The organism is Mucilaginibacter rivuli (assembly GCF_019391655.1).
GTDB classification, from domain to species: domain Bacteria; phylum Bacteroidota; class Bacteroidia; order Sphingobacteriales; family Sphingobacteriaceae; genus Mucilaginibacter; species Mucilaginibacter rivuli.
The window spans coordinates 670,482-693,747 of sequence record NZ_JAHXPQ010000001.1; the positions used below are offsets into that span (position 1 = coordinate 670,482).

General features: G+C 42.2%; 24 protein-coding genes. 16 read left to right on the forward strand and 8 right to left on the reverse strand.

What is annotated here, in order from left to right; genetic code table 11:
* Window positions 1-8: 8 nt before the first annotated feature.
* Genes KXQ82_RS02900 through KXQ82_RS02910 form a run of 3 tightly spaced genes read right to left on the reverse strand, consistent with a single transcriptional unit; the run spans window position 9 to window position 1,407 of the window.
* Complete coding sequence (locus KXQ82_RS02900) at window positions 9-542, reverse strand: AAA family ATPase (RefSeq protein ID WP_219486604.1); 534 nt, start codon at window positions 540-542, stop codon at window positions 9-11.
* Window positions 539-1,162, reverse strand: a complete 624-nt coding sequence (pnuC, locus tag KXQ82_RS02905; protein ID WP_219486607.1) for a nicotinamide riboside transporter PnuC — start codon at window positions 1,160-1,162, stop codon at window positions 539-541. The genes KXQ82_RS02900 and pnuC overlap by 4 nt, the downstream gene beginning before the upstream one ends.
* 2 nt (window positions 1,163-1,164) lie before the next feature.
* Window positions 1,165-1,407: a helix-turn-helix domain-containing protein gene (locus KXQ82_RS02910; RefSeq protein WP_219486609.1), complete on the reverse strand. Its 243-nt coding sequence runs from the start codon at window positions 1,405-1,407 to the stop codon at window positions 1,165-1,167.
* Window positions 1,408-1,855: 448 nt separating this feature from the next.
* Between KXQ82_RS02910 and KXQ82_RS02915 the strand changes: the two genes are divergently transcribed.
* The gene (locus tag KXQ82_RS02915) at window positions 1,856-2,995 is read left to right on the forward strand and encodes an acyl-CoA dehydrogenase (protein WP_219486611.1); all 1,140 of its coding nucleotides are present in this window, start codon (window positions 1,856-1,858) and stop codon (window positions 2,993-2,995) included.
* Window positions 2,996-3,069: 74 nt separating this feature from the next.
* The gene (locus KXQ82_RS02920) at window positions 3,070-4,314 is read left to right on the forward strand and encodes a peroxiredoxin family protein (RefSeq protein ID WP_219486612.1); all 1,245 of its coding nucleotides are present in this window, start codon (window positions 3,070-3,072) and stop codon (window positions 4,312-4,314) included.
* A gap of 4 nt (window positions 4,315-4,318) precedes the next feature.
* Here the strand turns inward: KXQ82_RS02920 and KXQ82_RS02925 are convergent, their stop codons facing one another.
* Window positions 4,319-4,666 (reverse strand): phage holin family protein, encoded by a 348-nt coding sequence (locus tag KXQ82_RS02925; RefSeq protein ID WP_219486614.1) that lies wholly within the window; start codon window positions 4,664-4,666, stop codon window positions 4,319-4,321.
* Between the two features lie 101 nt (window positions 4,667-4,767).
* Here KXQ82_RS02925 and KXQ82_RS02930 point away from each other — a divergent pair, with 101 nt between their 5' ends.
* Complete coding sequence (locus KXQ82_RS02930) at window positions 4,768-5,136, forward strand: hypothetical protein (RefSeq protein ID WP_219486615.1); 369 nt, start codon at window positions 4,768-4,770, stop codon at window positions 5,134-5,136.
* Here the strand turns inward: KXQ82_RS02930 and rsmA are convergent.
* Complete coding sequence (rsmA, locus tag KXQ82_RS02935; RefSeq protein ID WP_219486616.1) at window positions 5,133-5,912, reverse strand: 16S rRNA (adenine(1518)-N(6)/adenine(1519)-N(6))-dimethyltransferase RsmA; 780 nt, start codon at window positions 5,910-5,912, stop codon at window positions 5,133-5,135. The two genes, KXQ82_RS02930 and rsmA, sit on opposite strands and share 4 nt — an antisense overlap.
* Window positions 5,913-6,050: 138 nt before the next feature.
* Between rsmA and pdxA the strand changes: the two genes are divergently transcribed.
* The 3 genes from pdxA (at window position 6,051) to KXQ82_RS02950 (ending at window position 10,296) form a co-directional block, all read left to right on the forward strand.
* Window positions 6,051-7,106, forward strand: coding sequence for a 4-hydroxythreonine-4-phosphate dehydrogenase PdxA (pdxA, locus tag KXQ82_RS02940; protein WP_219486617.1), 1,056 nt, complete (start codon window positions 6,051-6,053; stop codon window positions 7,104-7,106).
* Between the two features lie 63 nt (window positions 7,107-7,169).
* A complete protein-coding gene (locus KXQ82_RS02945) occupies window positions 7,170-9,494 on the forward strand; it encodes a TonB-dependent receptor (RefSeq protein ID WP_219486618.1) in 2,325 nt (774 codons plus the stop codon).
* A 4-nt stretch (window positions 9,495-9,498) separates the two neighbouring features.
* Window positions 9,499-10,296, forward strand: a complete 798-nt coding sequence (locus KXQ82_RS02950) for a DUF4249 domain-containing protein (protein WP_219486619.1) — start codon at window positions 9,499-9,501, stop codon at window positions 10,294-10,296.
* Window positions 10,297-10,310: 14 nt separating this feature from the next.
* Here the strand turns inward: KXQ82_RS02950 and KXQ82_RS02955 are convergent, their stop codons facing one another.
* Window positions 10,311-11,084 (reverse strand): phosphatase PAP2 family protein, encoded by a 774-nt coding sequence (locus tag KXQ82_RS02955; RefSeq protein WP_219486620.1) that lies wholly within the window; start codon window positions 11,082-11,084, stop codon window positions 10,311-10,313.
* Between the two features lie 427 nt (window positions 11,085-11,511).
* Window positions 11,512-12,558 (reverse strand): toll/interleukin-1 receptor domain-containing protein, encoded by a 1,047-nt coding sequence (locus KXQ82_RS02960; protein ID WP_219486621.1) that lies wholly within the window; start codon window positions 12,556-12,558, stop codon window positions 11,512-11,514.
* A gap of 256 nt (window positions 12,559-12,814) precedes the next feature.
* On the opposite strand from KXQ82_RS02960, the gene KXQ82_RS02965 reads away from it, so the two are divergent.
* The 9 genes from KXQ82_RS02965 to KXQ82_RS03005 all read left to right on the forward strand — a co-directional run bounded on the left by KXQ82_RS02965 (window position 12,815) and on the right by KXQ82_RS03005 (window position 20,472).
* Window positions 12,815-13,342 (forward strand): YceD family protein, encoded by a 528-nt coding sequence (locus KXQ82_RS02965; protein WP_219486622.1) that lies wholly within the window; start codon window positions 12,815-12,817, stop codon window positions 13,340-13,342.
* Between the two features lie 19 nt (window positions 13,343-13,361).
* Complete coding sequence (gene rpmF, locus KXQ82_RS02970; protein ID WP_219486623.1) at window positions 13,362-13,553, forward strand: 50S ribosomal protein L32; 192 nt, start codon at window positions 13,362-13,364, stop codon at window positions 13,551-13,553.
* Window positions 13,554-13,567: 14 nt separating this feature from the next.
* Complete coding sequence (gene plsX, locus KXQ82_RS02975) at window positions 13,568-14,506, forward strand: phosphate acyltransferase PlsX (RefSeq protein ID WP_219486624.1); 939 nt, start codon at window positions 13,568-13,570, stop codon at window positions 14,504-14,506.
* An 11-nt stretch (window positions 14,507-14,517) separates the two neighbouring features.
* Window positions 14,518-15,507, forward strand: coding sequence for a beta-ketoacyl-ACP synthase III (locus tag KXQ82_RS02980; RefSeq protein WP_219486625.1), 990 nt, complete (start codon window positions 14,518-14,520; stop codon window positions 15,505-15,507).
* A gap of 64 nt (window positions 15,508-15,571) precedes the next feature.
* A complete protein-coding gene (accB, locus tag KXQ82_RS02985; RefSeq protein WP_219486626.1) occupies window positions 15,572-16,045 on the forward strand; it encodes an acetyl-CoA carboxylase biotin carboxyl carrier protein in 474 nt (157 codons plus the stop codon).
* 136 nt (window positions 16,046-16,181) lie between these two features.
* Entirely contained in the window at window positions 16,182-17,522 is a 1,341-nt protein-coding gene (gene accC / locus KXQ82_RS02990; RefSeq protein WP_219486627.1) for an acetyl-CoA carboxylase biotin carboxylase subunit, read from the forward strand.
* Window positions 17,523-17,603: 81 nt separating this feature from the next.
* Complete coding sequence (tatC, locus tag KXQ82_RS02995) at window positions 17,604-18,467, forward strand: twin-arginine translocase subunit TatC (protein WP_219486628.1); 864 nt, start codon at window positions 17,604-17,606, stop codon at window positions 18,465-18,467.
* Window positions 18,468-18,480: 13 nt separating this feature from the next.
* Window positions 18,481-18,912: a ribose 5-phosphate isomerase B gene (gene rpiB, locus KXQ82_RS03000; RefSeq protein WP_219486629.1), complete on the forward strand. Its 432-nt coding sequence runs from the start codon at window positions 18,481-18,483 to the stop codon at window positions 18,910-18,912.
* A 27-nt stretch (window positions 18,913-18,939) separates the two neighbouring features.
* Window positions 18,940-20,472: a M28 family peptidase gene (locus KXQ82_RS03005; RefSeq protein WP_219486630.1), complete on the forward strand. Its 1,533-nt coding sequence runs from the start codon at window positions 18,940-18,942 to the stop codon at window positions 20,470-20,472.
* A 99-nt stretch (window positions 20,473-20,571) separates the two neighbouring features.
* Here KXQ82_RS03005 and KXQ82_RS03010 read toward each other — a convergent pair whose 3' ends face one another.
* Window positions 20,572-21,660 (reverse strand): hypothetical protein, encoded by a 1,089-nt coding sequence (locus KXQ82_RS03010; protein ID WP_219486631.1) that lies wholly within the window; start codon window positions 21,658-21,660, stop codon window positions 20,572-20,574.
* A gap of 177 nt (window positions 21,661-21,837) precedes the next feature.
* Here KXQ82_RS03010 and KXQ82_RS03015 point away from each other — a divergent pair, with 177 nt between their 5' ends.
* Window positions 21,838-23,229, forward strand: coding sequence for a LutB/LldF family L-lactate oxidation iron-sulfur protein (locus tag KXQ82_RS03015; protein WP_219486632.1), 1,392 nt, complete (start codon window positions 21,838-21,840; stop codon window positions 23,227-23,229).
* Window positions 23,230-23,266: the final 37 nt, after the last annotated feature.

Below are 23,266 nucleotides of genomic sequence, written 5' to 3' on the forward strand. Positions count from 1 at the left end.
GCTTAAATTTAGTGAATAGATTTTAAGAAAGTGTTGATTGCGGTAACCCCGTTTTGGTAACGGTCTTGTCCTAAGCCGGATATGAGGGTGTAGTTGGCATTGATCGCATTAAGTTCCTTAACCCACACATCCATAAAATGTTCGCGCAGGCCGGGGAAATCACGCAAGGGGTCATCTTCCCAGGGCAGGTCTATATTGAGTAGCAAATAACAATCGTAGTGGTGGTTATTTAACTCTTCTATCACCTCGGGTGGTGTATGGCCAAACATATGGTCGCTCCATATTTTTATAGTAATAAAGGTGGTATCGCATATCAGAATTTTATTGGCCTTTGGTAAATGCTCTTCTTCTAATGCTAACTGCCCGTGAAACATGTTTAGCTCGTCCTGTAAAGTTGGTGGCCCGGTTAGCGCGGCACAATAATCGCGGGCAAACTCGGGTACCCAAATGGTATGGTAGTGCTTTGCCAAATGTGCAGACATAGTTGATTTACCGGTTGACTCGGGCCCAACAATAGCTATTTTTAAAATGGGGCTGCTCATGCAGGTACAGTTTGCTTTTTATATTCCTTACGCCAATCTATATGGCCCATATAAGCCAGCACCAATAAAACAATATACAAAAGCGATGTAAGATACAGGCTTTTATAGATGTAAAGCGGTACATAACATATATCAACAAATATCCATAGCGCCCAGTTTTGTAAAACTTTGCGCGTCATTAAAATCTGGGCCATAAAGCTTACTGCAGTGCAAAAGCCATCAATATAGGGTACGTTGGTAGGTGTAAAAGTTTGCAAAAATAATCCCAGCATATATGATAGGGCTACAGTGCCTAATAAAACAATAACGATATCTCCCCATGGTAAACTCACAATTGGTTTTTCCTGCGCCTTATCTTTTTTAAGCCAAAAGTACCAGCCATAAACAGATGTTCCGAAGAAATAGATTTGCAGGGCAGCATCGCCAAACAACTGGCTTTGGTAATAAATAAAGCAATAAGTTGTAACGCTGATGATGCCTACAGGCCAATTCCAGATGCTTTGCCGGGCAGCCAGGTAAACACAGGCTATGGTAGCGGTAAAGCCAACCCATTCCAGCGGGCTGATATTAAAAAACTCTTTAACAATATGTTGCCAGATGGTAAGGGATAACAATACCATGATCAATATATCCCCTGGAAAAACCCCGAAAGGGAGACATCAAAATAATAACATATTTTACGCAGCGTATCCAAGCGGATATCTACTTTACCTGATTCTAAACGGGCGATATTGATATTGGTTTCGCTGTAAAATTTTTCCTGGCTAACCTGGTTTTGCCTGCGAAGTCGTTTAATTTGCAGCGCTACCTTTTTTTTAAAAGCTATTTCGGAAGTGTTTAGATATTCAAAATCGGTTAATAGCATAACTTACTCGGGTGATAAAAAGCTAAAATAGCTAAAAAACATTATTAATAAAACAGACATGAATTTTAAATAAAAGCCTGCTCACTATTATTACTTGCAACTATAATTAATAGTTGTTAAAAAAAGATGATTAATCCTGACGTATTAGTAGTTGCGTTAAGTATGTTCTGCCGTTACCTTTGAATTTATAAAATCTTCATAAGCAATATAAAGGTTTCTACATCTACCTGTGAAGAATTTTTTTGTTTTGAGTTCTCAGACGCCCAGGCTGAGTGATTTGTGTTCTTTGTTTTGGGTTTAATCAATAGTTTAAATTAATTAGGGGAAAGGGAGCTTCAAAAGAGCTCTCTTTTTTTGTTTTAATATTTTTACTATGCATGCATATCATTATATTTGATTCGATTTAACTGATCAGAATTTCATTATCTTTAGCTAATAACGCTGTATTATGTATTTTAACTTATCCGAAGAGCAATTGATGATTCGCCAGGCGGCAAGGGATTTTGCCCAAACCGAATTAAAACCCGGCGTTATTGAACGCGATGAACACCAGAAATTTCCGGCCGAGCAGATCAAAAAATTAGGCGAGCTTGGTTTTTTAGGTATGATGGTTGACCCCAAATACGGCGGCAGCGGCATGGACAGCATCAGCTATGTACTGGTGATGGAAGAATTATCAAAAATTGATGCGTCTGCATCGGTAGTAGTTTCGGTAAATAATTCGTTGGTATGCTACGGCCTGGAGCACTTTTGTAACGAAGAACAAAAACAAAAATACTTAGTGCCATTAGCCAAAGGTGAAAAGATAGGGGCCTTCTGCCTGTCGGAACCGGAAGCAGGATCAGATGCTACATCGCAACATACAACAGCTATTGATATGGGCGACTATTACCTGCTCAATGGTACTAAAAACTGGATAACTAATGGCGGCACAGCCTCCACATACATTGTAATAGCCCAAACAGATGCCAGTAAAAAAAGCCACGGCATTAACGCCCTTATTGTTGAAAAAGGCATGGAAGGCTTTACCGTTGGCCCAAAGGAAAACAAGCTGGGCATCCGCGGATCGGATACGCACTCTCTGATGTTTACCGATGTTAAGGTGCCCAAAGAAAACCGCATTGGCGAAGATGGCTTCGGCTTTAAATTTGCCATGAAGACTTTGGAAGGTGGCCGTATCGGTATCGCGTCGCAGGCCTTGGGCATTGCTTCAGGCGCTTATGAATTAGCTTTGCAGTACTCCAAAGAACGAAAAACCTTCGGCAAACAATTATCAGAGCATCAATCCATCCAGTTTAAACTGGCCGATATGGCTACCGAAATTGAAGCGGCACGCCTGCTTTGCTTAAAAGCAGCCTGGTTAAAAGATAACGGGCAGCCCTACGCGCAGGCCAGCTCGATGGCAAAACTATTTGCATCCGAAGTGGCGATGAAAACTACTGTTGAAGCGGTGCAGATACACGGTGGCTATGGTTTTGTAAAAGAGTTTCACGTTGAACGCTTAATGCGTGATGCCAAGATCACCCAGATATACGAAGGAACATCAGAAATACAGAAGATTGTGATATCGCGCGAGGTGTTGAAATAATAGTTACATACTACTGACCATAATATGCGGTTTTAAACCTGTTTATCTATATTTTTGTTAATAAGCAAACATGTATGAACAGGTTTAATATTTTCTTCTCCATTATATTTTTATTCTTCGCATCGTCCTCCTTCACGCAAAGTAAATTGCATACAGGTATTTGGCACGCAGGTATCAAAACGCAATCAGGTAAAGAGATCCCATTTACATTCGAGGTAACCAATAAATACATCGCGTTAAGCAACCACGATACCATTGTAAAAAAGCAATTAGTTATTATTAATGGCTCAGAGCGCTTTAAAGTGAATGACGTTAAAGCATATGGCGATTCGGTGCTGATACACATGCCGCTTTTTGATGCCGATATTAAAGGCAAATTTGATGGCAACACATTAAAGGGCCAATGGATAAAGCACCTGCCCAACCGCGAGGCCACGGCTGATTTTTACGCTGTTGCCGGTAATTACAGGTTTTTTAAAGCACCCAAATCCACTCATAATGTACAAGGGCGCTGGAGCGCGATATTTGCCAGTGGCGATACTACCGTTGCCGAGTTTAAGCAGGTAGGCACCAAAGTAACCGGCACCTTTTTAACCACCACCGGCGATTACCGCTTTCTGGAAGGTGTAGTAAATAAAGACAGCCTGTACCTTTCCACCTTTGATGGTACACATGCATACCTGTTTACCGCAAAGATCAATCCGAACAATACATTAACCGATGGTAAACAATATGCAGGCTATGCCGGTACAGATAAATGGACGGCCGTTAAAAACGCCAAAGCCAAACTACCCGATGCCTACTCGTTAACCTACCTGAAACCGGGTGCCAAAAAGATCGATTTTACTTTTACCGACCTGGATGGCAAAAAAGTTTCGCTGAGCGATGACAGGTTTAAGAACAAGGTGGTTATCCTGCAGATCATGGGCTCATGGTGCCCTAATTGTATGGATGAGACAGCTTACATGGTTGATTTTTATAAAAAATACCATGCCAAAGGGGTTGAGGTTGTAGGATTGGCCTACGAACGCAGCATTGATTTTAACCGTTCGAAAAAAAGTGTAGAGCAGTTAAAAGACAGGTTCAACGTAACTTATCCTTTATTGATAACCGGTTATACCAGCGACAAAAAGGAACTCATCAAAAGTTTGCCTGTGCTGGCAAATTTCATGGGTTTCCCAACTACTATCATTATTGATAAAAAAGGCGATGTACGTAAAATACACACCGGCTTTAGCGGCCCGGGAACAGGAAAGTACTATACCGACTTTACCACCGAATTTGAAAAGCTGAACAACGAATTACTGGCCGAAAAGTAAAAGCTTAGTCGCGTTTCTTTTTCAACTCTTTGTGGAATATCATTTTAAATATGGCCAGTACAATGGCAAACAGCGCGGCATTTAAAAAGCCATGTACTTTAAAGTTATCCATCCAGTTACTTACCAGCAATACCATGCAAACGCTGATGATAAAGGATACCAACCCAAGCGTAAGTATGTTTAGCGGAAAAGTAAGGATGCGCAGTAATAAGCCGACTGTAGCATTAACCAATCCCAAAACAATGCCCGCCAAAACAGCGGTGCCATAACCATCAACATATACGCCGGGAATAAGGTAGGCTGCTATCATAATAGCAACGCCTGTTAACAATATTTCGAGTATGAAACGCATAGCTTTATATTTGATGATACAATTTTAGCAAAACCCTTTTGAATATGCGTTTATGGACGGCCTGTTTTTTTGTTATTGCTTTTGGGGCCTGTAATTCCGCAGTGAAAAAACAAGAGGTTGATATTCGCCTGTCCAAAGATTCGCAGTCAGTTTGTTTAACCGGACTGGAATACGCCATCCTGCATGACCTGAAAACAGATACCCTAAATACAGAAGCCTGGCAAAGCCTGTTCGCGGTATATCGCATACCTGCTGATACGGATATGAAGGACCTGCAAAAACCACAGCCGGGCAACTACATAGTTACAGATACTTCGATCGTATTTAAACCTGATACAGCTTTTGCCAAACATCAAAGCTATTTCGCTCATTTTTACGGCGGCCCATTAGCTGCCGGTAAATTAGAACTGGTACAAGCTAAAACTAAATTAGAGGGGCAGCACTATAAAGAGGTAGTATTCAATTTTTAACGTTCCGCGCTTATCTTTTTGGTGAGCGCCACAAAATCGGCAACGCTAAGCCGCTCTGCACGTAGCTCAAGCAGTGGGTCGTCAGTAATTTTATCTTTAGGTATGAGTGATGATACGGCGTTCCGCAAGGTTTTGCGGCGCTGATTGAAGCCCGCTTTTACTACCTGCCAAAATAGCTTTTCATCGCAATCCAGTTCAATCGTTTCATTTCGCGTTAAGCGGATTACCGCCGATAGAACCTTTGGCGGTGGGTTAAACACGCCTGCCTTTACAGTGAACAAATACTCTACTTTATAATAAGCCTGCAAAAAAACGCTGAGTATGCCATACTCTTTGCTGCCCGGTTTGGCCGCGCAGCGCTCAGCTACTTCTTTCTGGAACATGCCCACGATCTCAATTACCTGAGCACGGTTATCCAATACTTTGAACAAGATCTGCGATGAGATATTGTATGGGAAATTACCGATGATGGCGAAAGGCCCGCTGAAGTGTTTAGAGAAATCCATCTCCAAAAAGTCATCGTTTATCAGGCGGGTACCTAATTGTGGATATTTCTTTTGCAGGAACTGGTAACTCTCTGTATCAATATCTATCAGGAAAGTTTCATAGTCAGTTTTTTGGAGCAAAAAATCCGACAGGATACCCATGCCGGGGCCAACTTCAAGCACCTGGTTGTACTTGTCGGTCAGTTTAAGGCTATCAACTATTTTCGATGCGATATTTTTATCGGTTAAAAAGTGTTGGCCTAAATGTTTTTTTGCTCTAACAATGCTCATTTATAAACTTTATATTTCACACAAATAACGTCATATTTGTGCTTTGTTTAGATAAATTTTAAAGCCGAATGCTGAAAGCCAAAAGCTGAAAGCCAAATCGGTGTAATCATCACCATAATCGGTGAAATCAAAACCAATATGAGCGATAAACTAAAAATAGGTATTAGCATAGGCGATGTAAACGGAATAGGCCTCGAAGTTATTATTAAAACATTGGCCGATGCCCGCATACTCGATTATTGCACCCCCATAGTTTATGGCCATACTAAAGTTGCCTCGTTCCACCGCAAGGCTTTGGATATGGGCGAATTTAGCTTTAACGTGATCAACTCACCTGCCGAAGTACAAGGCAAACGTGCCAACATGATCAACTGCTGGGAAGAGGACGTGAAGATAGAGCTTGGCGAAACTACCGAAACCGGTGGCAAGTATGCCTTCCTATCTTTAGAACGTGCTACTAACGATCTTATCGCAGGCCAGATAGATGCCCTGGTTACCGCGCCCATCAACAAACACAATATCCAAAGCGAGAGCTTCCACTTCCCCGGCCATACCGAATATTTACAGGAACGCGCCGGAGGACAGGATTCACTGATGTTTTTGGTAAGCGAAGACCTGCGCGTGGGCGTGGTTACGGGCCATGTGCCGGTAACCGAGATCGCATCCAAAATATCCCAGGAAAGCATCATCTCCAAACTCAAGCTGATGAACGATAGCTTGAAAAAGGACTTCTGGGTGCGCAAGCCAAAGATTGCGGTGCTTGGCTTAAACCCTCACGCGGGCGATAATGGCCTCATCGGTAACGAAGAGCAAACTACCATCATCCCGGCTATTGAACAAGCTAAAGCAAGCGGCCTGTTGGTAATGGGCCCATACGCTGCCGACGGCTTTTTTGCCAATGGAGCTTACAAAAACTTTGATGCCGTACTGGCCATGTATCACGATCAGGGTTTGATCCCTTTTAAACACATAGCTTTCGAGAATGGCGTAAACTTTACCGCAGGGCTCAACATTGTGCGCACTTCGCCCGATCATGGTACCGCTTATGATATCGCGGGTAAAAACCTTGCTTCCGAAATATCCTTCCGCGAAGCTATGTTTGCCGCCATGCACATCGTAAAAAACCGCCGCGAATCAGCCGAACTCACCGAAAATACCCTGGCATTCGGAAAATTAAGCAGGGATAGGGATTAAGCTATACCTTATTGAATAAAATTGCGTTATAGCGCTTTCGCCTTATCACATAAAATATAATTAATGAGGACAGTAGTATTATTTGCCCTTTTTTCGCTTGTCGCGCTTTCATCAATAGCGCAAAAAAAACTAACCATTAGCGGTACCTTAAAAGATGAAGCCACAGGCGAACAGCTCATTGGTGCCACAGTTAAAATAAAAGAGATTCCGCAAAGCGGAACCATTACCAATAGCTACGGGTTTTACTCCATATCTGCTCCTGCAGGAGATTATACCTTGCTATATACTTATGTAGGCTACCAAACCGTTACGCGCCAGGTATCCTTACATCAAAACCAAAGCATTAATATCGCGCTTCCTGTTAAAAGCTCATTAAAAGAGGTGGTTATTAATGTAAACCGCCCCAATAATGATAACATCGCCTCGCCACAAATGGGAGTGGAGAAGCTCAATATGGCACAAATTAACAACGTGCCGGTACTGATGGGCGAAAAGGATATCCTCAAAACCATATCGCTGTTGCCGGGTGTAAAAGCCGCCAGCGAAGGCAATACCGGTTTTTATATTCGTGGCGGTAGTTCTAACCAAAATCTTATTTTATTGGATGAAGCAACGGTTTACAACGCTTCGCACCTGTTTGGCTTCTTCTCCACTTTTAACTCCGATGCCATAAAGGATGTTAGCCTCTACAAAGGCGGCATGCCTGCCGAATATGGCGGACGTTTATCATCGGTACTTGATATTAAAATGAACGAGGGCAACAACCAAAAGTTTACCGTACAGGGCGGACTTGGCCTTATTTCATCAAGGCTAAAAATAGAAGGCCCGCTGGTAAAAGACAAAGGCTCGTTTATGGTGAGTGCCCGCCGTACTTATATCGATCTGTTTTTAGGTGCATCATCAGATACCACAATTAAAGGGAGTACACTCTATTTTTATGACCTGAACGCCAAAGCCAATTACCATTTTAATGATAAGAATGCTATTTATCTTTCAGGCTATTTTGGTAAGGATATTTTGGGACTGAAAAACACTTTTGGTACAGAGTGGGGCAACGCCACCGGAACGGTAAGGTTTAACCATATATTCAGTAATAAACTGTTCTCAAACACCTCGCTCATCTTTAGTAACTATAGCTATACCATCCAAAGCTTCAGCAACACCAACGATTTTAAGGCTACATCGCAAATAACAGATGTAAACTTTAAAGAAGACCTGCAATATTCAATAAGCGATAGTCATTCGCTTAAGTTTGGGGTGAATGTGCTTCATCATACCATAGCACCGGGCGAAATCTCATCATCACAATCATCAAGCATCAACACCCGGAGTATTGAGGATCGTTATGGCTATGAAATTGCCGCCTATATAAGCGATGAATGGAAAGCCACCGATAAACTGACGTTACTATACGGCCTACGCCTTAGCGATATGTTTTTACAAGGCCCCGGTACATTTAAAACCTACGATGCAGCGGGCAATACCGCTACATCAAACACCTATAACTCAGGCGCGGTGGTGCAAAGCTATGTTAACCTTGAACCACGATTATCTGCCGGTTATGCGTTTAACGATGAAAACTCCGTAAAGCTTTCCTATAACCGCAATACGCAAAACGTTCACCTCATCAGCAACTCAACCAGCAGCACGCCTACAGACTTGTATGTGATGAGCAGCAACAACATCAAACCCGAAATTGCCGACCAGGTAGCTACCGGCTTCTTCAAAAACTTTAAGGATAATACTTACGAGTTTTCGGCCGAGGTATACTATAAATGGATGCAGAACCAGATAGATTATAAAGACGGCGCGCAACTGATCGCTAATCAGGATGTTGAGTCGCAATTAACCTATGGTTCGGGCAGGGCGTATGGTATCGAATTATTCTTAAAGAAAAAATACGGGCGCTTTAACGGATGGATAGGTTACACGCTATCGCGTACCGAGCTTCAATTTGCCGCCATTAACAAGGGTAACTACTATCCCGCAAGGCAAGACCGCACCCATGATCTGTCGGTAGTTGGCATCTTCGAATTAAATAAACGCTGGACGTTCTCCGGAACCTTTATTTATGGTACAGGCAACGCGGTTACCTACCCAACCGGTAAGTACAATATTGGCGGCTTAACCACCTTCTCCTTCTCAGAACGTAATGGCTACAGGCAGCCTGCTACTAACCGTTTAGATATTGGCGCCACCCTTGAAGGTAAAGAGCATAAAAAGTACCACTCAAGCTGGACGTTTGGTATTTACAACGTTTACGGATACAAAAACCCATATGTTATCACCTTCCGGGATAGCAAAACAACCCCTAACACTACCGAGGCGGTACAAACAAGCATTTTTGGTTCGGCCATTCCATCTGTTACCTGGAACTTTAAATTTTAAGCGTATGACACTCACTATAAAACATTGGTTTATCATTTTGCTTGCTGTATCGGTAACAGCATCCTGTACAAAAGTGATCCAATTACAATTGGCTGATGATACAGGCAAGCTTGTCATCGAAGGTAATATTGTTAATTCAGTTGGGCCACAAACGGTTAAGCTGAGCCGGAATGTGGCTTTTACCAATACCAATACCTACCCGGCTGTAACCGGTGCTACCGTAACCATTACCGATAATGTGACAGGCAATAATTACCGCCTCCTGGAGGCAAGCCCCGGCACCTACACCATTATACCCATGGTTGGGACGGTTGCTAAAACATATACCCTGAACGTTTTAACAGGTGGCCAAACCTATACAGCTGCTTCTGTTATGCCGGCGTCGGTTACGCTCGATTCGCTCACGTCAAAACCATCTACCTTCGACGTTAAAAAAAGGCAGGTAACGCTTCACTTCCTTGATCCGGCGGGTGTAAGTAACCAATACCGTTTTGTGATGTTTGTGAACGGTGTACAGGTGAAAAGCGTTTTTGCTACCAATGATGATTTTACTGACGGACGCTACGTTCATTATGATCTGAGGCAAAACGATATTGATGTTTACGCAGGCGATACCGTAACTGTTGAAATGCAATGCATAGATAAAGTTAACTACACCTATTGGTATACCCTGGCAAGGCAACAGGTAAACGGACCCGGCGGTGGCGTTACGCCAACAAACCCGCCTAATAACATTAGCCCCGATGCATTGGGCTATTTTAGCGCGCATACCACGCAAAGCCGAACCATCGTAGTAAAATAACACACTACACCATGCTATAAGCTCATCGCAAAAGCCAAGCCTGTAGCGCCGTCTTGATATGTAGGTACTAAGTATGCCTTTTTACCCTTTTTAGTATCGTGGGTAAGCGCATTACGAATATAGGGGTATACAAAGTATCCGGCCTTGGTAGCCAGTATACCAAAGCCCGCGCCCGCAACCACATCGCTAAACCAATGGTCGTGATTGTACAGCCTGAAGATACCCGTTGTGGTAGCAATGGCATATCCGGCAACGCTATACCAAACGGATTTGCCGCCAAACTCCTGGTTTAAAAACTCGGCACCCAAAAAGGCGGTAGAGGTATGACCCGAAAAGAACGACAGGTAATCGGAGCCATCGGGCCTTAACCTGTGTGTTGTTTGTTTGGTAACGGTGGCTGTAAGGGCTAAAATACCGCCCGATAAGCCTAATACCACTGTACGGTCAATAAATGTATTTTTGCCTGATATACCGGCAAGGTTTAGTCCGTACACTATAATAACCGGGGCAAACTGGAAATAGTTTTCGGCCTTGCTGCTATTAAAATTAGGATCAGTCCGGGTGATGGCATCGTTAACTGAAAAGTCGAGGTTACGCACCGGTGTAAACGCAAATGATGATACACCGTAAGCCGCCAGTACAACAGGAGGTATCAATGCGTATTTTTTACTGTGCAGGTGTTGTACCGTATCCGGCGCGGTAAGCAAATCCTTTTTAACACTGTCTAATACCTGGGCATTAACATTAAGCGAGGCAATACAGCTTATCAGCAATAATAGTCTTTTCATAACACGTAGTAATAGTAACCCTTTCGGATATTCCAAAACCACATAACGGCAGGCACGCGTTTATGTTTCGATGAATACATAATAACTTAACTTTATTTTAACATTCCAAAAAAACCAATTTTACTACAGAATTGGATTTTAACTTACTTTGTTTTTATATACCCTTTCCCCCTTGGTTATCATAGCGTAATTTGATGAATTTCGAATTTTTCAAATTTTTTACCGCAGAGTTAACAGAGGTTTGCACAGAGGAACGCGGAGAAGAAATAGTTCCCATCGCCTAAAGCCTGCGATAGCGATCGCAGCGGAAATCCCGGAATGAGGCTTCCATCAACCGAATGAGGAATTGCAGCGTAGAGCGCGGGCCGCAGGCATCGCCCTAATCCTTTACAATAAATTATATAGACAACAGCGCTCGAATATCAATTTATTTCTCAATCCTTTTATCCATTCTCACCCTTTCGAGCCAATGTCGAAACAAATGTCTTGATTCTTTAATTAATATATAAGCCTCTTTCGATTCCCCATAAAACTCTCGTGTGAAAGGGTGAGATAGCATTTCTGTAGCCCGGTCAAAAGTCCGCAGCAGTTTTTCTTTTTCTTGGATAGTTTTGGCAATTTTTAAACCGCGATAGGTTTCCATCCCGATTTCATAAAACCAAGGCAACTCATCTCTATAAAGGCTAATAAATATTAGTAGACCGATACCAGGTTCTTCCTCTTCAAATCCGAAATGCATCATTTCTTCAAACATCATTGGATGAAATTTTCTACGCTTTCTGCGAAATTCCGGATCAAGTCTATTTTCTAATCGGGCAGGTAAGCTATCAAACATAATTTTGACCTCTTCAAAAAGTTTAGCAGCGGAATTTTGATCTGCTACCGCTGATTGTTCTGCTTCGCCATTCACAGCTTTCATATTGCCTGTGATTTCCGTCACTTTTGCTACAAATTTATCTACAAGCATTTCAACCATGCTTCTGTCTGGGTCAAGTCCTGGGACTTTAACGACCATATCAATCACCAATTTGACTAAAGAAGCTGCATCACCATCATTGTTTTGGAATAATGCGAATGGCCCTGAAATCGCTTTACTTATCGGTATTCCAAGAGTTATGCCTATAACTTTTTTATCTACAGCTCCTTTTGCAACTCCTGCTTCGTATAATATCCATGGACGATCTATACTATGTTGAGTTAACAAGCAAACCACATCGGTTGCAGCTTTTATCTTCTCCATTATAGTAGGATACCATTCCTGCCCATATTCGATCCCCTGTGCTCCTTTTTTGTCAGAAGACCGAAATGATTTTAACGCTCCCGCACTTGCACTTTTTAATAAATTACTAAATTCTTCTGCAAGTTCTGCATCTCTGGTATCATGGCTAATAAACACCAAGGGTTGATTATGGGTAATAGATTGTTCTTCGGTGTTTGTTTGGTGAGCTGATAAACTTTGCTTTTTTGGAGGCATGATTAATGGTTAGGTTTACGAAGATAATTATAATATCTACAAATAAATATTTCAATATTCCACAAGATTTCCCTATCACAACATATAATACACATTTATAACTAACTGAGAAGGTTTCAAATAGTTGCTATTTCAGAAATATTAGAAATAAATAAATCTATCATTTATCCTCCAATAGCCCCCCTCTACCACTATTTCCAAAAAACTCTTTCCACTTGTATAAATTTTCCTAAATTTGCGGGCTAATTAACGCTCATTGAAATCGCTAAAGCAATACTCAATACCCTTTACGGGACTCAAGCTTGGAAAACACCGGTTTGATTTTGAGGTAACAGATGTCTTTTTTAACGAATTTGAATATTCGTTAGTTAAAAAAGGCGACTTAAAATGCGTGGTGGAGCTCGACAGGCAAGAGACCATGCTGGTGTTGAATTTCGACATTACCGGCACTATCGACCTGGCTTGCGACCGTTGCTTATCCAGCTATCCTCAATATATTGAGATAGCCGAGCAACAGATAGCCAAGTTTAGTGAGCAGGATATGGGCGATGATGAGGATATGATGTTGCTTACGAAGAACGATAACGAGATCAACGTAGCGCCGTTAATATACGAATACATAAACGTTGCAGTGCCGTTTGTTGCGGTTTGCACCGATGAAGGAAGAACACAATACTGTGATAATGATATGCTTGACAAGTTAGAAAAATTGGCAGGCGGTGGCGAAGAGCCCGATGATGAACAGGACGACCCAACGTGGGACGCCCTCAAAAAAATTAAATAAATAGTAACAAAAAAGAGTTATGGCACATCCAAAACGGAAAATATCCAAATCAAGAAGAGACAAGCGTAGAACACACTACAAAGCTGAAGCTCCAACGTTAACTACATGCACCACTACCGGCGCTGTTCACTTGCCACACCGTGCATACACAGTTGATGGTAACGTTTACTTCAACGGAAAGATCCTGATCGAGAAAGCTGCAGTAGCCTAAGTTTAATTTTCTATATGAAGATTGGCTTAGACATTATGGGCGGTGATTATGCACCGAAGGCAACCGTATTGGGTGCTATTGCTGCTTATTCAGAATTGTCGCCATCAGATACTTTGGTGCTGATAGGCGATAAGGATGCTGCTACAGCTATTCTGCGCGAAAATGATTTTAACCCTGATCACTTCGAGTATGTACATACTACCGAAGTGATTGGTATGGGTGAGCACCCTACCAAAGCGGTTGTTCAAAAACCAAACTCGAGCATAAGCGTTGGTTTCCAATTGCTTAAAGAAGGTAACATCCAGGCGTTTTCATCGGCGGGGAACACAGGCGCTATGCTTGTGGGGTCGCTGTTTAGCGTAAAAGCTATACCGGGTGTACAACGCCCTGCCATGACGGCCATTTGCCCTAAAATTAAAGGTGGTTTCAATATCCTGCTGGATGTTGGCGCCAATGCTGATTGTAAACCAGAAGTATTAGTGCAGTTCGGTGTTTTAGGCAGCCTGTTTGCCGAGTCGGTTTACGGCGTGCAAAACCCGCGCGTTGCGCTGATGAACATTGGCGAAGAAGAAGAAAAAGGTAATATTTTATGCCAGGCCACTTACCCTTTGATGAAGGAAAGCGGCCTTTTCAATTTTGTAGGCAATGTTGAGGGGCGCGACCTGTTTAGCGATGGCAGCGATGTAATAGTTAGCGATGGCTTTACGGGTAACGTAATGCTTAAAATGGCCGAGTCTTTTTATGTAGTAACATTAAAGAAAGGCTTTAAAGACGAGTTTTTCGACCGCTTTAATTATGAGCAATATGGTGGCAGCCCTATTTTGGGTGTTAATGCCCCTGTTGTGGTTGGCCACGGTATATCAACCCCGCTGGCTATAAAAAACATGGTACTTCTTTCTAAAAACATGGTCGATACGGGCCTTGTTGATAAAATAAAGCAGGCTTTTCAATAAACCCTAATTAAATGAGTAAAATTCATGCCGCTATAACGGCTGTTGGTGGTTACGTACCGGATTATGTGTTAGATAACCATGAACTGGAAACCATGGTAGATACCAATGATGAATGGATAACCACACGCACAGGTATTAAAGAACGCAGAATTTTAAAAGGTGAGGGCTTAGCCACATCTGATATGGCGGTTCACGCGGTGAACCAGCTGTTAACCAAAAGAGGCATTTCTGCTGCCGAAATTGACTTAATTATTTTTTGTACCACTACGCCCGATATGCCTTTCCCGGCAACGGCAAACGTATTGGCCGATAAAATTGGCGCTATCAATTCATGGGGATATGATCTGCAGGCCGCGTGCTCAGGCTTTATTTTCGGTTTAACTACCGGTGCCCAGTTTATTGAAAGTGGTAAGTATACCAAGGTTTTGGTTGTTGGTGGCGATAAAATGTCGTCTATCATTAACTATGAAGACCGGGCTACCTGCATTATTTTTGGCGATGGCTGCGGCTGCGCTTTGTTAGAACCCAATACAGATGGTTATGGCATACTTGATTCTATCTGCAAAACAGATGGTTCGGGCCGCGAGTTTTTAAACCAGCAAGCGGGTGGCTCATTACTGCCGGCATCGCACGAAACGGTTGACGCTAAAAAGCACTTCGCTTTCCAGGAAGGTAAAACAGTATTCAAATTTGCCGTTACCAATATGGCCGAAGTTGCTGTTGAGGTAATGGAGCGAAACAATATCACTGCCGATGATGTTACCTGGTTGGTACCCCACCAGGCTAATAAACGAATTATTGATGCAACCGCTGCCCGTACAGGTGTGCCCGATGAGCGCATAATGAAAAACATTGAGCGTTACGGCAATACTACTAACGGTACCATACCCCTGTGTTTATGGGAATGGGAAAGTAAATTGAAAAAAGGTGATACCCTGATATTAGCTGCCTTTGGCGGCGGGTTTACCTGGGGCTCCATTTATTTGAAATGGGCATATTGATTTACAACAACATTTTATAACTTAGACATCTAATTTTATCCAATAAACCACACTACGCAAACTAATGGATATTAAACAAATACAAGAACTGATCCGCTTCGTAGCCAAATCTGGCGTGAACGAAGTTGCCATTGAGCAGGAGGATTTTAAGATCACGATAAAAACAAACCAGGTACAAACAGTAGTTAACGCTACTATACCTGCTGCCGCACCGGTATATGCACCTACGCCAGTTGCTGCCGCCCCGGCACCAGCCGCCGCTGAACCGACCGCTGCTGCCGGACCTGATACCTCACATTATATTACCATCAAATCGCCAATGATCGGTACGTTCTACCGTTCATCATCACCTGATAAACCTTTGTTTGTTAATGTTGGTGATGAAATAAACAGCGGCGATGTGCTTTGCATTATCGAAGCCATGAAACTTTTCAACGAAATTGAGGCCGAAGTATCGGGCAAAATTGTAAAAGTATTGGTTGATAATGCTTCGCCTGTTGAGTACGATCAGCCTTTATTCTTGGTTGATCCATCGTAATTAGTTGACTGGTTGAATTGTTGATTAAGTGAGTAGGGTTTACTCATTTTATTGTCATTCAACCCAATTTATTTGAGTTGTGAATAGTTGAACCTAATCAACCATTCATCTAATCAACTACTTAACTTTAAAAACAATGTTTAAAAAAATATTAATAGCTAATCGTGGTGAAATTGCCCTGCGGATCATCCGTACCTGTAAAGAGATGGGTATTAAAACCGTAGCCGTATATTCTACTGCCGATCGCGATAGCCTGCACGTACGTTTTGCTGATGAGGCCGTATGCATTGGCCCGCCGCCAAGCCGCGATTCATATCTTAACATACCCAATATCATTTCGGCTGCCGAAGTAACTAACGCCGATGCGATCCATCCGGGATATGGTTTCTTATCAGAGAATGCTAAATTCTCAGCTATTTGTGCCGAATACAATATTAAATTTATTGGTGCTACTGCAGATCAGATCAATGGCATGGGCGATAAGGCTTCGGCTAAAGCTACCATGAAAAAGGCCGGTGTGCCAACGATACCGGGATCTGAAGGTTTGTTAGCCGATGTTAAAGAAGGTATCAGCATTTCGAATAAAATTGGCTACCCCGTTATATTAAAAGCAACTGCCGGTGGCGGTGGCCGTGGTATGCGTATTGTTTGGAAAGACGCCGATTTTGAGAATGCATGGGATTCATGTCGTGCCGAATCTGGTGCCGCTTTTGGTAACGATGGCTTATATCTCGAAAAATACGTTGAAGATCCGCGTCACATCGAAATACAGGTAGTGGGCGACCAATACGGAAAAGTTTGTCATTTATCTGAACGTGATTGTTCGATACAGCGCCGCCACCAAAAATTGGTGGAAGAGTCGCCATCACCTTTCATGACAGAAAAGCTGCGTAAAAAAATGGGCGAGGCCGCCATTAAAGGTGCCAAAGCCGTTAAATACGAAGGAGCCGGTACGGTAGAGTTTTTGGTGGATAAACACCGCAATTTCTACTTTATGGAAATGAATACCCGTATCCAGGTAGAACACCCGGTTACCGAAGAGGTGATCAACTTTGACCTGATCAAAGAGCAAATTAAAGTAGCTGCCGGTATTCCTATCTCAGGTAAAAACTACGAGCCAACCATGTGCGCCATTGAGTGCCGTATCAATGCCGAAGATCCGTTTAAAGATTTCCGCCCGAGCCCGGGTAAGATCACTAATTTCCACTCACCGGGTGGCCATGGTGTTCGTATAGATACACACGTATACACAGGTTACGTTATCCCGCCGAATTACGATTCGATGATAGCTAAGGTAATATGTACCGCGCAAACCCGCGAAGAAGCATTGAATACCATGCACCGCGCATTATCAGAGTTTGTGATAGAGGGTGTTAAAACAACCATACCGTTCCACTTAAAACTATTGGCCGATCCAAACTTCAGGGCAGGTAACTTTACCACCAAGTTTATGGATACGTTCGATATTTCGGAATAAAGCATGAAACTGATATAACAGTTAAACCGTAAGTACCATTCTAAGTTATAAGAATGGTACTTTTGTTTTTTTAAATATACAATGGGCAAACTATTAGATTCGATAAGGGGTAAAACAAAGAGTCTGGAAAGCGAAATGTCGTTTTTTGATCACCTTGAGGTATTAAGGTGGCATTTAATGCGTGCAGCTGTAGCCATTGTAGTTTTTGCCTGTTTTGCTTTTTATTATTTCGATACGATATGGCAAAACCTGGTAATGGGCCCCAAGCACGGCGATTTTTTAACCTATCGTTTGCTTTGTAAACTGGGTGCCTTATTAGGTAGCAGCGGCATGTGCATTAATAAGGATCTTCCCGGCGAATTGCAGAATACCGAGCTTGCAGGCCAGTTTTCAATGCAAATAAACGCGTCTATTATTATCGCTTTAATATTAGGTTTTCCGTATCTGTTATGGGAAATATGGCGGTTTGTTAAACCTGCTTTGCGCGAAAAAGAACAAAAGGCCACCAGTGGCTTCGTGTTTTATTGTTCATTACTTTTCGGTACAGGGATACTTTTTGGATACTATGTGGTAGCTCCGCTGTCACTACACTTTCTAACCAACTATACATTCAGCGCCGAGGTTAAAAATATCTTTACTATTGATTCATACCTTACCTCGGTAGCCACTTTAACACTGGTTAGCGGCCTGGTATTCCAGTTGCCAATCATTGTGTTTATTTTGGCCACTATCGGGATACTGACCCCTACCTTTATGCGCGAGAAGCGCCGCTATGCCATCATCATCATCATGATCATTGCCATGCTGGTTACACCAACGCCCGATGTTACCACTATGCTGGTGATAAGCGCTCCGTTGTTTTTATTGTACGAATTAAGTATTAAAGTAGCGGCACGCGTAGTTAAGCGCAAGCAATTAAAAGAACAGGATTTTTTAAACGCCTAACAGTATAATTTTAATGCACAATTTAAAAATTGCTATCGGCGGCGATCATGCCGGCTTTAGCTATAAACAACAATTTTTACAAAAATTAAAGGTAACAGAGCTAAAAGACTTTGGTACCCACAGTACTGATTCAGTTGATTATCCCGATTTTGCTCATCCGGTAGCATCAGCGGTTGAAAGTGGTGGGTTTGATCTCGGTATCCTCATTTGCGGTAGCGCCAACGGCGTAGCTATTACCGCCAACAAACACCAAAACATACGTGCCGCCATTTGCTGGAACGAAGAGTTGGCCGCCTTGGCACGTAAACATAACAATGCCAATATTGTATGTATACCCGAAAGGTTTATCTCCTTTGAGCTGGCCGAAAAGATAGTAGAGACATTTTTTACTACCGAATTTGAAGGCGGCCGCCATGCTAATCGTGTAAATAAAATTTCTTGCTAACTTAGGGCAACATTAATTAACTCATCAATGAAGATATTTTGCTCAACAGCCCTCGCGCTGACCTTTTCGACCTGTCTTTTTGCGCAGGATCCGATTCAAAAAAAATACGCGGCTCTAATAACCGCCGAAGATGCCAAAAAACATTTAAGTATCATCGCGTCCGATGCCTTTGAAGGCCGCGAAACCGGTAAACCGGGTGCCATGATGGCGGCTAATTATATTGCAGCAGAGTTTAAACGCCTTGGGTTGCAGGCACCGGTAAATGGTTCATATTTTTTAGATGTGCCATTAGTAGGTAAATCATTCGATGTAAAATCATTAACCGTAAACGGCAATGCTTTTGCTTATCGTAAGGATTTTAACGTTTCATCGGTTTCGGGCCCAACCGGCGACAAAACCATAGCCGTAAACGAGGTGATGTTTTTGAGCCATAAACCTGGTGGCGACCCTGCCGCCGAGTTGGGTAACACTGATATTAAAGGTAAGGCTGTTTTCATTATTTCCGATGGTGAAACCCCGCAAAACTCGGCTAAACGCATCCTGTTTTTGCGGTCTAAAAATCCATTGCTCATTATTAATTGCAGCGCCAATATAGGCGGTAATAGTCGTGGTGGGGCAGGTAATGCTATGCGTTTATCAATAAAAGAAGATAAGCCGGCACCGGTGGCAGCGCCTGTTTTAACAATAACAACCGAGGTGGGTAACCAGGTGTTTGCAAACTCGGGCGAAACTTTTGAGACCTTCAAAGCTTCGGCCGACGCGGATGGTATGCAGCCAAACCAGGCCATTAAAACCGATTTGAGCCTTGTGGTAAGCACAGTGAGTACTGACGTTAAAGCTGTTGATGTTTTAGGCTTTTTGCCGGGCACCGACCTGAAAGACGAAGTATTGGTATTCTCTGCACATTACGATCATATCGGTTTAACTACATCCGGAACTGATAAAGTAAATAACGGTGCTGATGATGACGGATCGGGCACTACAGGTATTTTAGAAATTGCACGTGCCTTCGCGCAAGCAAAAAAAGATGGCCATGGGCCGCGCCGCAGCATTTTATTTTTAGCCAACGTTGGCGAAGAAAAGGGTTTGCTGGGCTCTGAATACTATACAAGCCACCCGGTATTCCCGCTGGAAAAAACCGTTACCGATCTGAATATTGATATGATAGGCCGTGTGGGTTTTGATATGATAGGCAAACCCGATTCGTTAAACTATGTATATGTTATCGGTTCGAGCATGTTAAGCACCGATCTGCATAAGATCACTGAAAAGGTAAACAGCACTTACACCCATATGGTGCTCGATTATAAATATGACGACCTGAACGACCCAAACCGCTTTTACTATCGCTCAGATCATTACAACTTCGCTAAGCATGGTGTACCCATCATTTTCTATTTTGACGGCGTGCATGCCGATTACCACAAACCAAGCGATGAGGTTGATAAGATCGGCTTCCCGATGCTGGCTAAACGTGCGCAACTGGTATTTTACACCGGCTGGGATATTGCCAACCGCGATAAACGCCCTGTGGTTGACGGGAATACAGGTAAACAGTAAAATTAATAAAGCAACTTTTATAAAAATGGCCAACTTTTACGTTGGCCATTTTTGTTATTTTGAAGAAGTGCCTATCGTGAAACTTTGTGTCAATATTATTTATTTTGATGTAGTAAATTCAGACCATAATTTATCAAAAATGGTTTTAAAATGTGGCCCAAAGAAAGTATAACGTTTAGAGTTTAGAATATTTTGTAGGTCACGCCACACTTCTGACTCTTCATGTATTTCACTTTTATCTAAAGTAATTAAAAAAACTTTGGCTTCTTTTTCAAATAATTCATGGGATAATGTTTTAGATACTCGTTCAAGCAGGAAATCTTTTCCAAACTTATTGTAAATATGTTTATGTTGATTAGATAGGTTATCCGGATTTCCCAGTGTGAGATTTTCGTACTCTTCGGTAGATAGATTGACATTGCAGAAGGTATCAATAATTTTTGCATATGGCGCAAAATTCCCTTCACAATATTTAGAATAGATATAATCAATAATTTGATACTTGTCGTTTAAATTTGAGTTCGGTAACGTTGTGATGTTTTTTGCAACTTCTTCATCTTTAAGTATTTCATCAAATTTATAATGTATAAAAAGTAGATCTATAGCACAATATCTTGCATTCGGCGATTTTTTAGCCATATTCATTAGTGGTTCGAAATATACTTTCGATAAAGCTGGCCTTGAATATAATTTTTGAGTGTAAAATTCAACAAGATTAGGATCGGGATTGTTTGTTAAAATATTTATTGTCTGAATGAGTTCTTCGTCTTGTAGTTTAACATACAAATCACCTAAATTATTATTGATTGTATCGGATAACGATTTAACATTATCTTGTATTTCGATAGTTTCATTTCTACTCCTTTTGGTTTCTTCAAGAACCAAACGATTATCTCTTAGAATATGTGAAGCTCGATTAGTTAAATATGTTATTGCTATTCCAATTAAAATTCCCAATAATGAAAATAAAACGGTAAAAACGCTTAAATAATGTTGACTACCTGATATTGAGTTGGCTATACTTCCATTACTTGTCTGAATTAATGAGTTAAGTCTGTCAATTTGCGCTTGTTGGTCGATTATTTTGCTATTCAGCATTTTAATGCTGTCTGTTGTTGCACTTGATCTCGCGAACAAATAGTTAGAATATAAAATCATTAAGCTAAACATTACATATTTTACTTTCATGTCGTACTGGTTTAAGTCGAATAAATTCATATCTATTTATATGAATTTGTATTGTGTGAAATAAATATAAAATAAATACCGCCAATCTCGCATCGGTTTTTTATTTGTGGATAAAATCATCGGTGCAATCCTTTTCAATCAGTGTAATCAAAAAATATAATCCCTATTTTTGAAGCTATGACAAGCATTGCGGATGAATTTTTGGTAGCGGCTGAGGATAAGGCTTTTGACAGGGACCACCGCCGGATATTGAATTACAATATCGGTAAGTATGATGTAGCTGTTGAGCGTGGCTTATCGCGGATAGCTAACCTTGAAAATGCCAAACGCAAGGCCCATACCATCAAATGGAAAGTAATGGAGAACCTGGATAAATTTTTACCGGAGTTCGAGAGCAACTTTCAACGCCGTGGTGGTAAGGTGATTTGGGCCAATGATGCTGAAGAAGCACAAGCCGAGATATTGCAGATCATGCAGCGTGCCAATGCCAAAACGGTAGTGAAGTCTAAATCGATGGTGACGGAAGAGATCCACATCAACGAGTTTTTGGAGAGCCACGGTATCGAATCGCTGGAAACCGACCTGGGCGAATACATAGTGCAACTGCTTGGCCAGCCACCGTATCACATAGTTACCCCGGCCATGCACCTGAGCAAAGAGGACATTGCCAAATTGTTCCACGAACGTTTTGACACACCCATAGACGCCACACCCGAGCAGCTTACCCTAAAGGCCCGCGAGTTACTTCGCGAAAAATACCTCAGGGCCGATGTTGGCATTACAGGCGCTAATTTTTTAATAGCAGATACAGGCAGCATCGCGATAAGCGAAAATGAAGGTAATGCCCGCTTATGCACCACCTTTCCTAAAATACATATTGCCATTGTGGGTATCGAAAAGATCATCCCGTCAATGGCTGATCTGGACCTGTTCTGGCCGCTACTCAGCACCCACGGCACCGGTCAAAACTTAACCGTATATAACTCTATTTTAAGCGGCCCCCGCCAACCCGATGAGACTGACGGCCCCGAAGAGATGTACGTTATCCTGTTAGATAACGGACGCACCAACCTGCTTGCCCAAAAAGACCAAAGGCAAGGCCTGTACTGCATTCGTTGCGGTGCCTGCCTCAATGCCTGCCCGATATATAAAAACGTTGGCGGGCATACGTATAACACGCCATACAGCGGGCCCATTGGCTCGGTCATTACGCCGCATATGCGTGGGATGGAAGATTTTAAGCACCTCAGTTATGCATCGAGCCTGTGCGGTAACTGCAGCGAAGTTTGCCCGGTTAAAATAGAGATACACAAAATGCTGCTCCTCAACCGCCGCGACGCGGTAAAAGAAGGCATCGTCACCAAAAAAGAAAAATGGGGATGGGCGCTATGGAAAAAAGGAATGCTCACACGTAAAATGATGGACTTTTTGAGCGGAAAAACCAAGAACAGGATCTTAAACATGTTCTTTAAAAAAGGCTGGGGCTATTTCAGGGATATGCCTGTAGTGGCTGATAAATCTTTCAGCAAGCAGTGGGTGGAGAAGGATAAGGGCAAGGAAAAAGAATAGGCTTAAGAATCAATAAAAAAATCAAAATATTGAACTT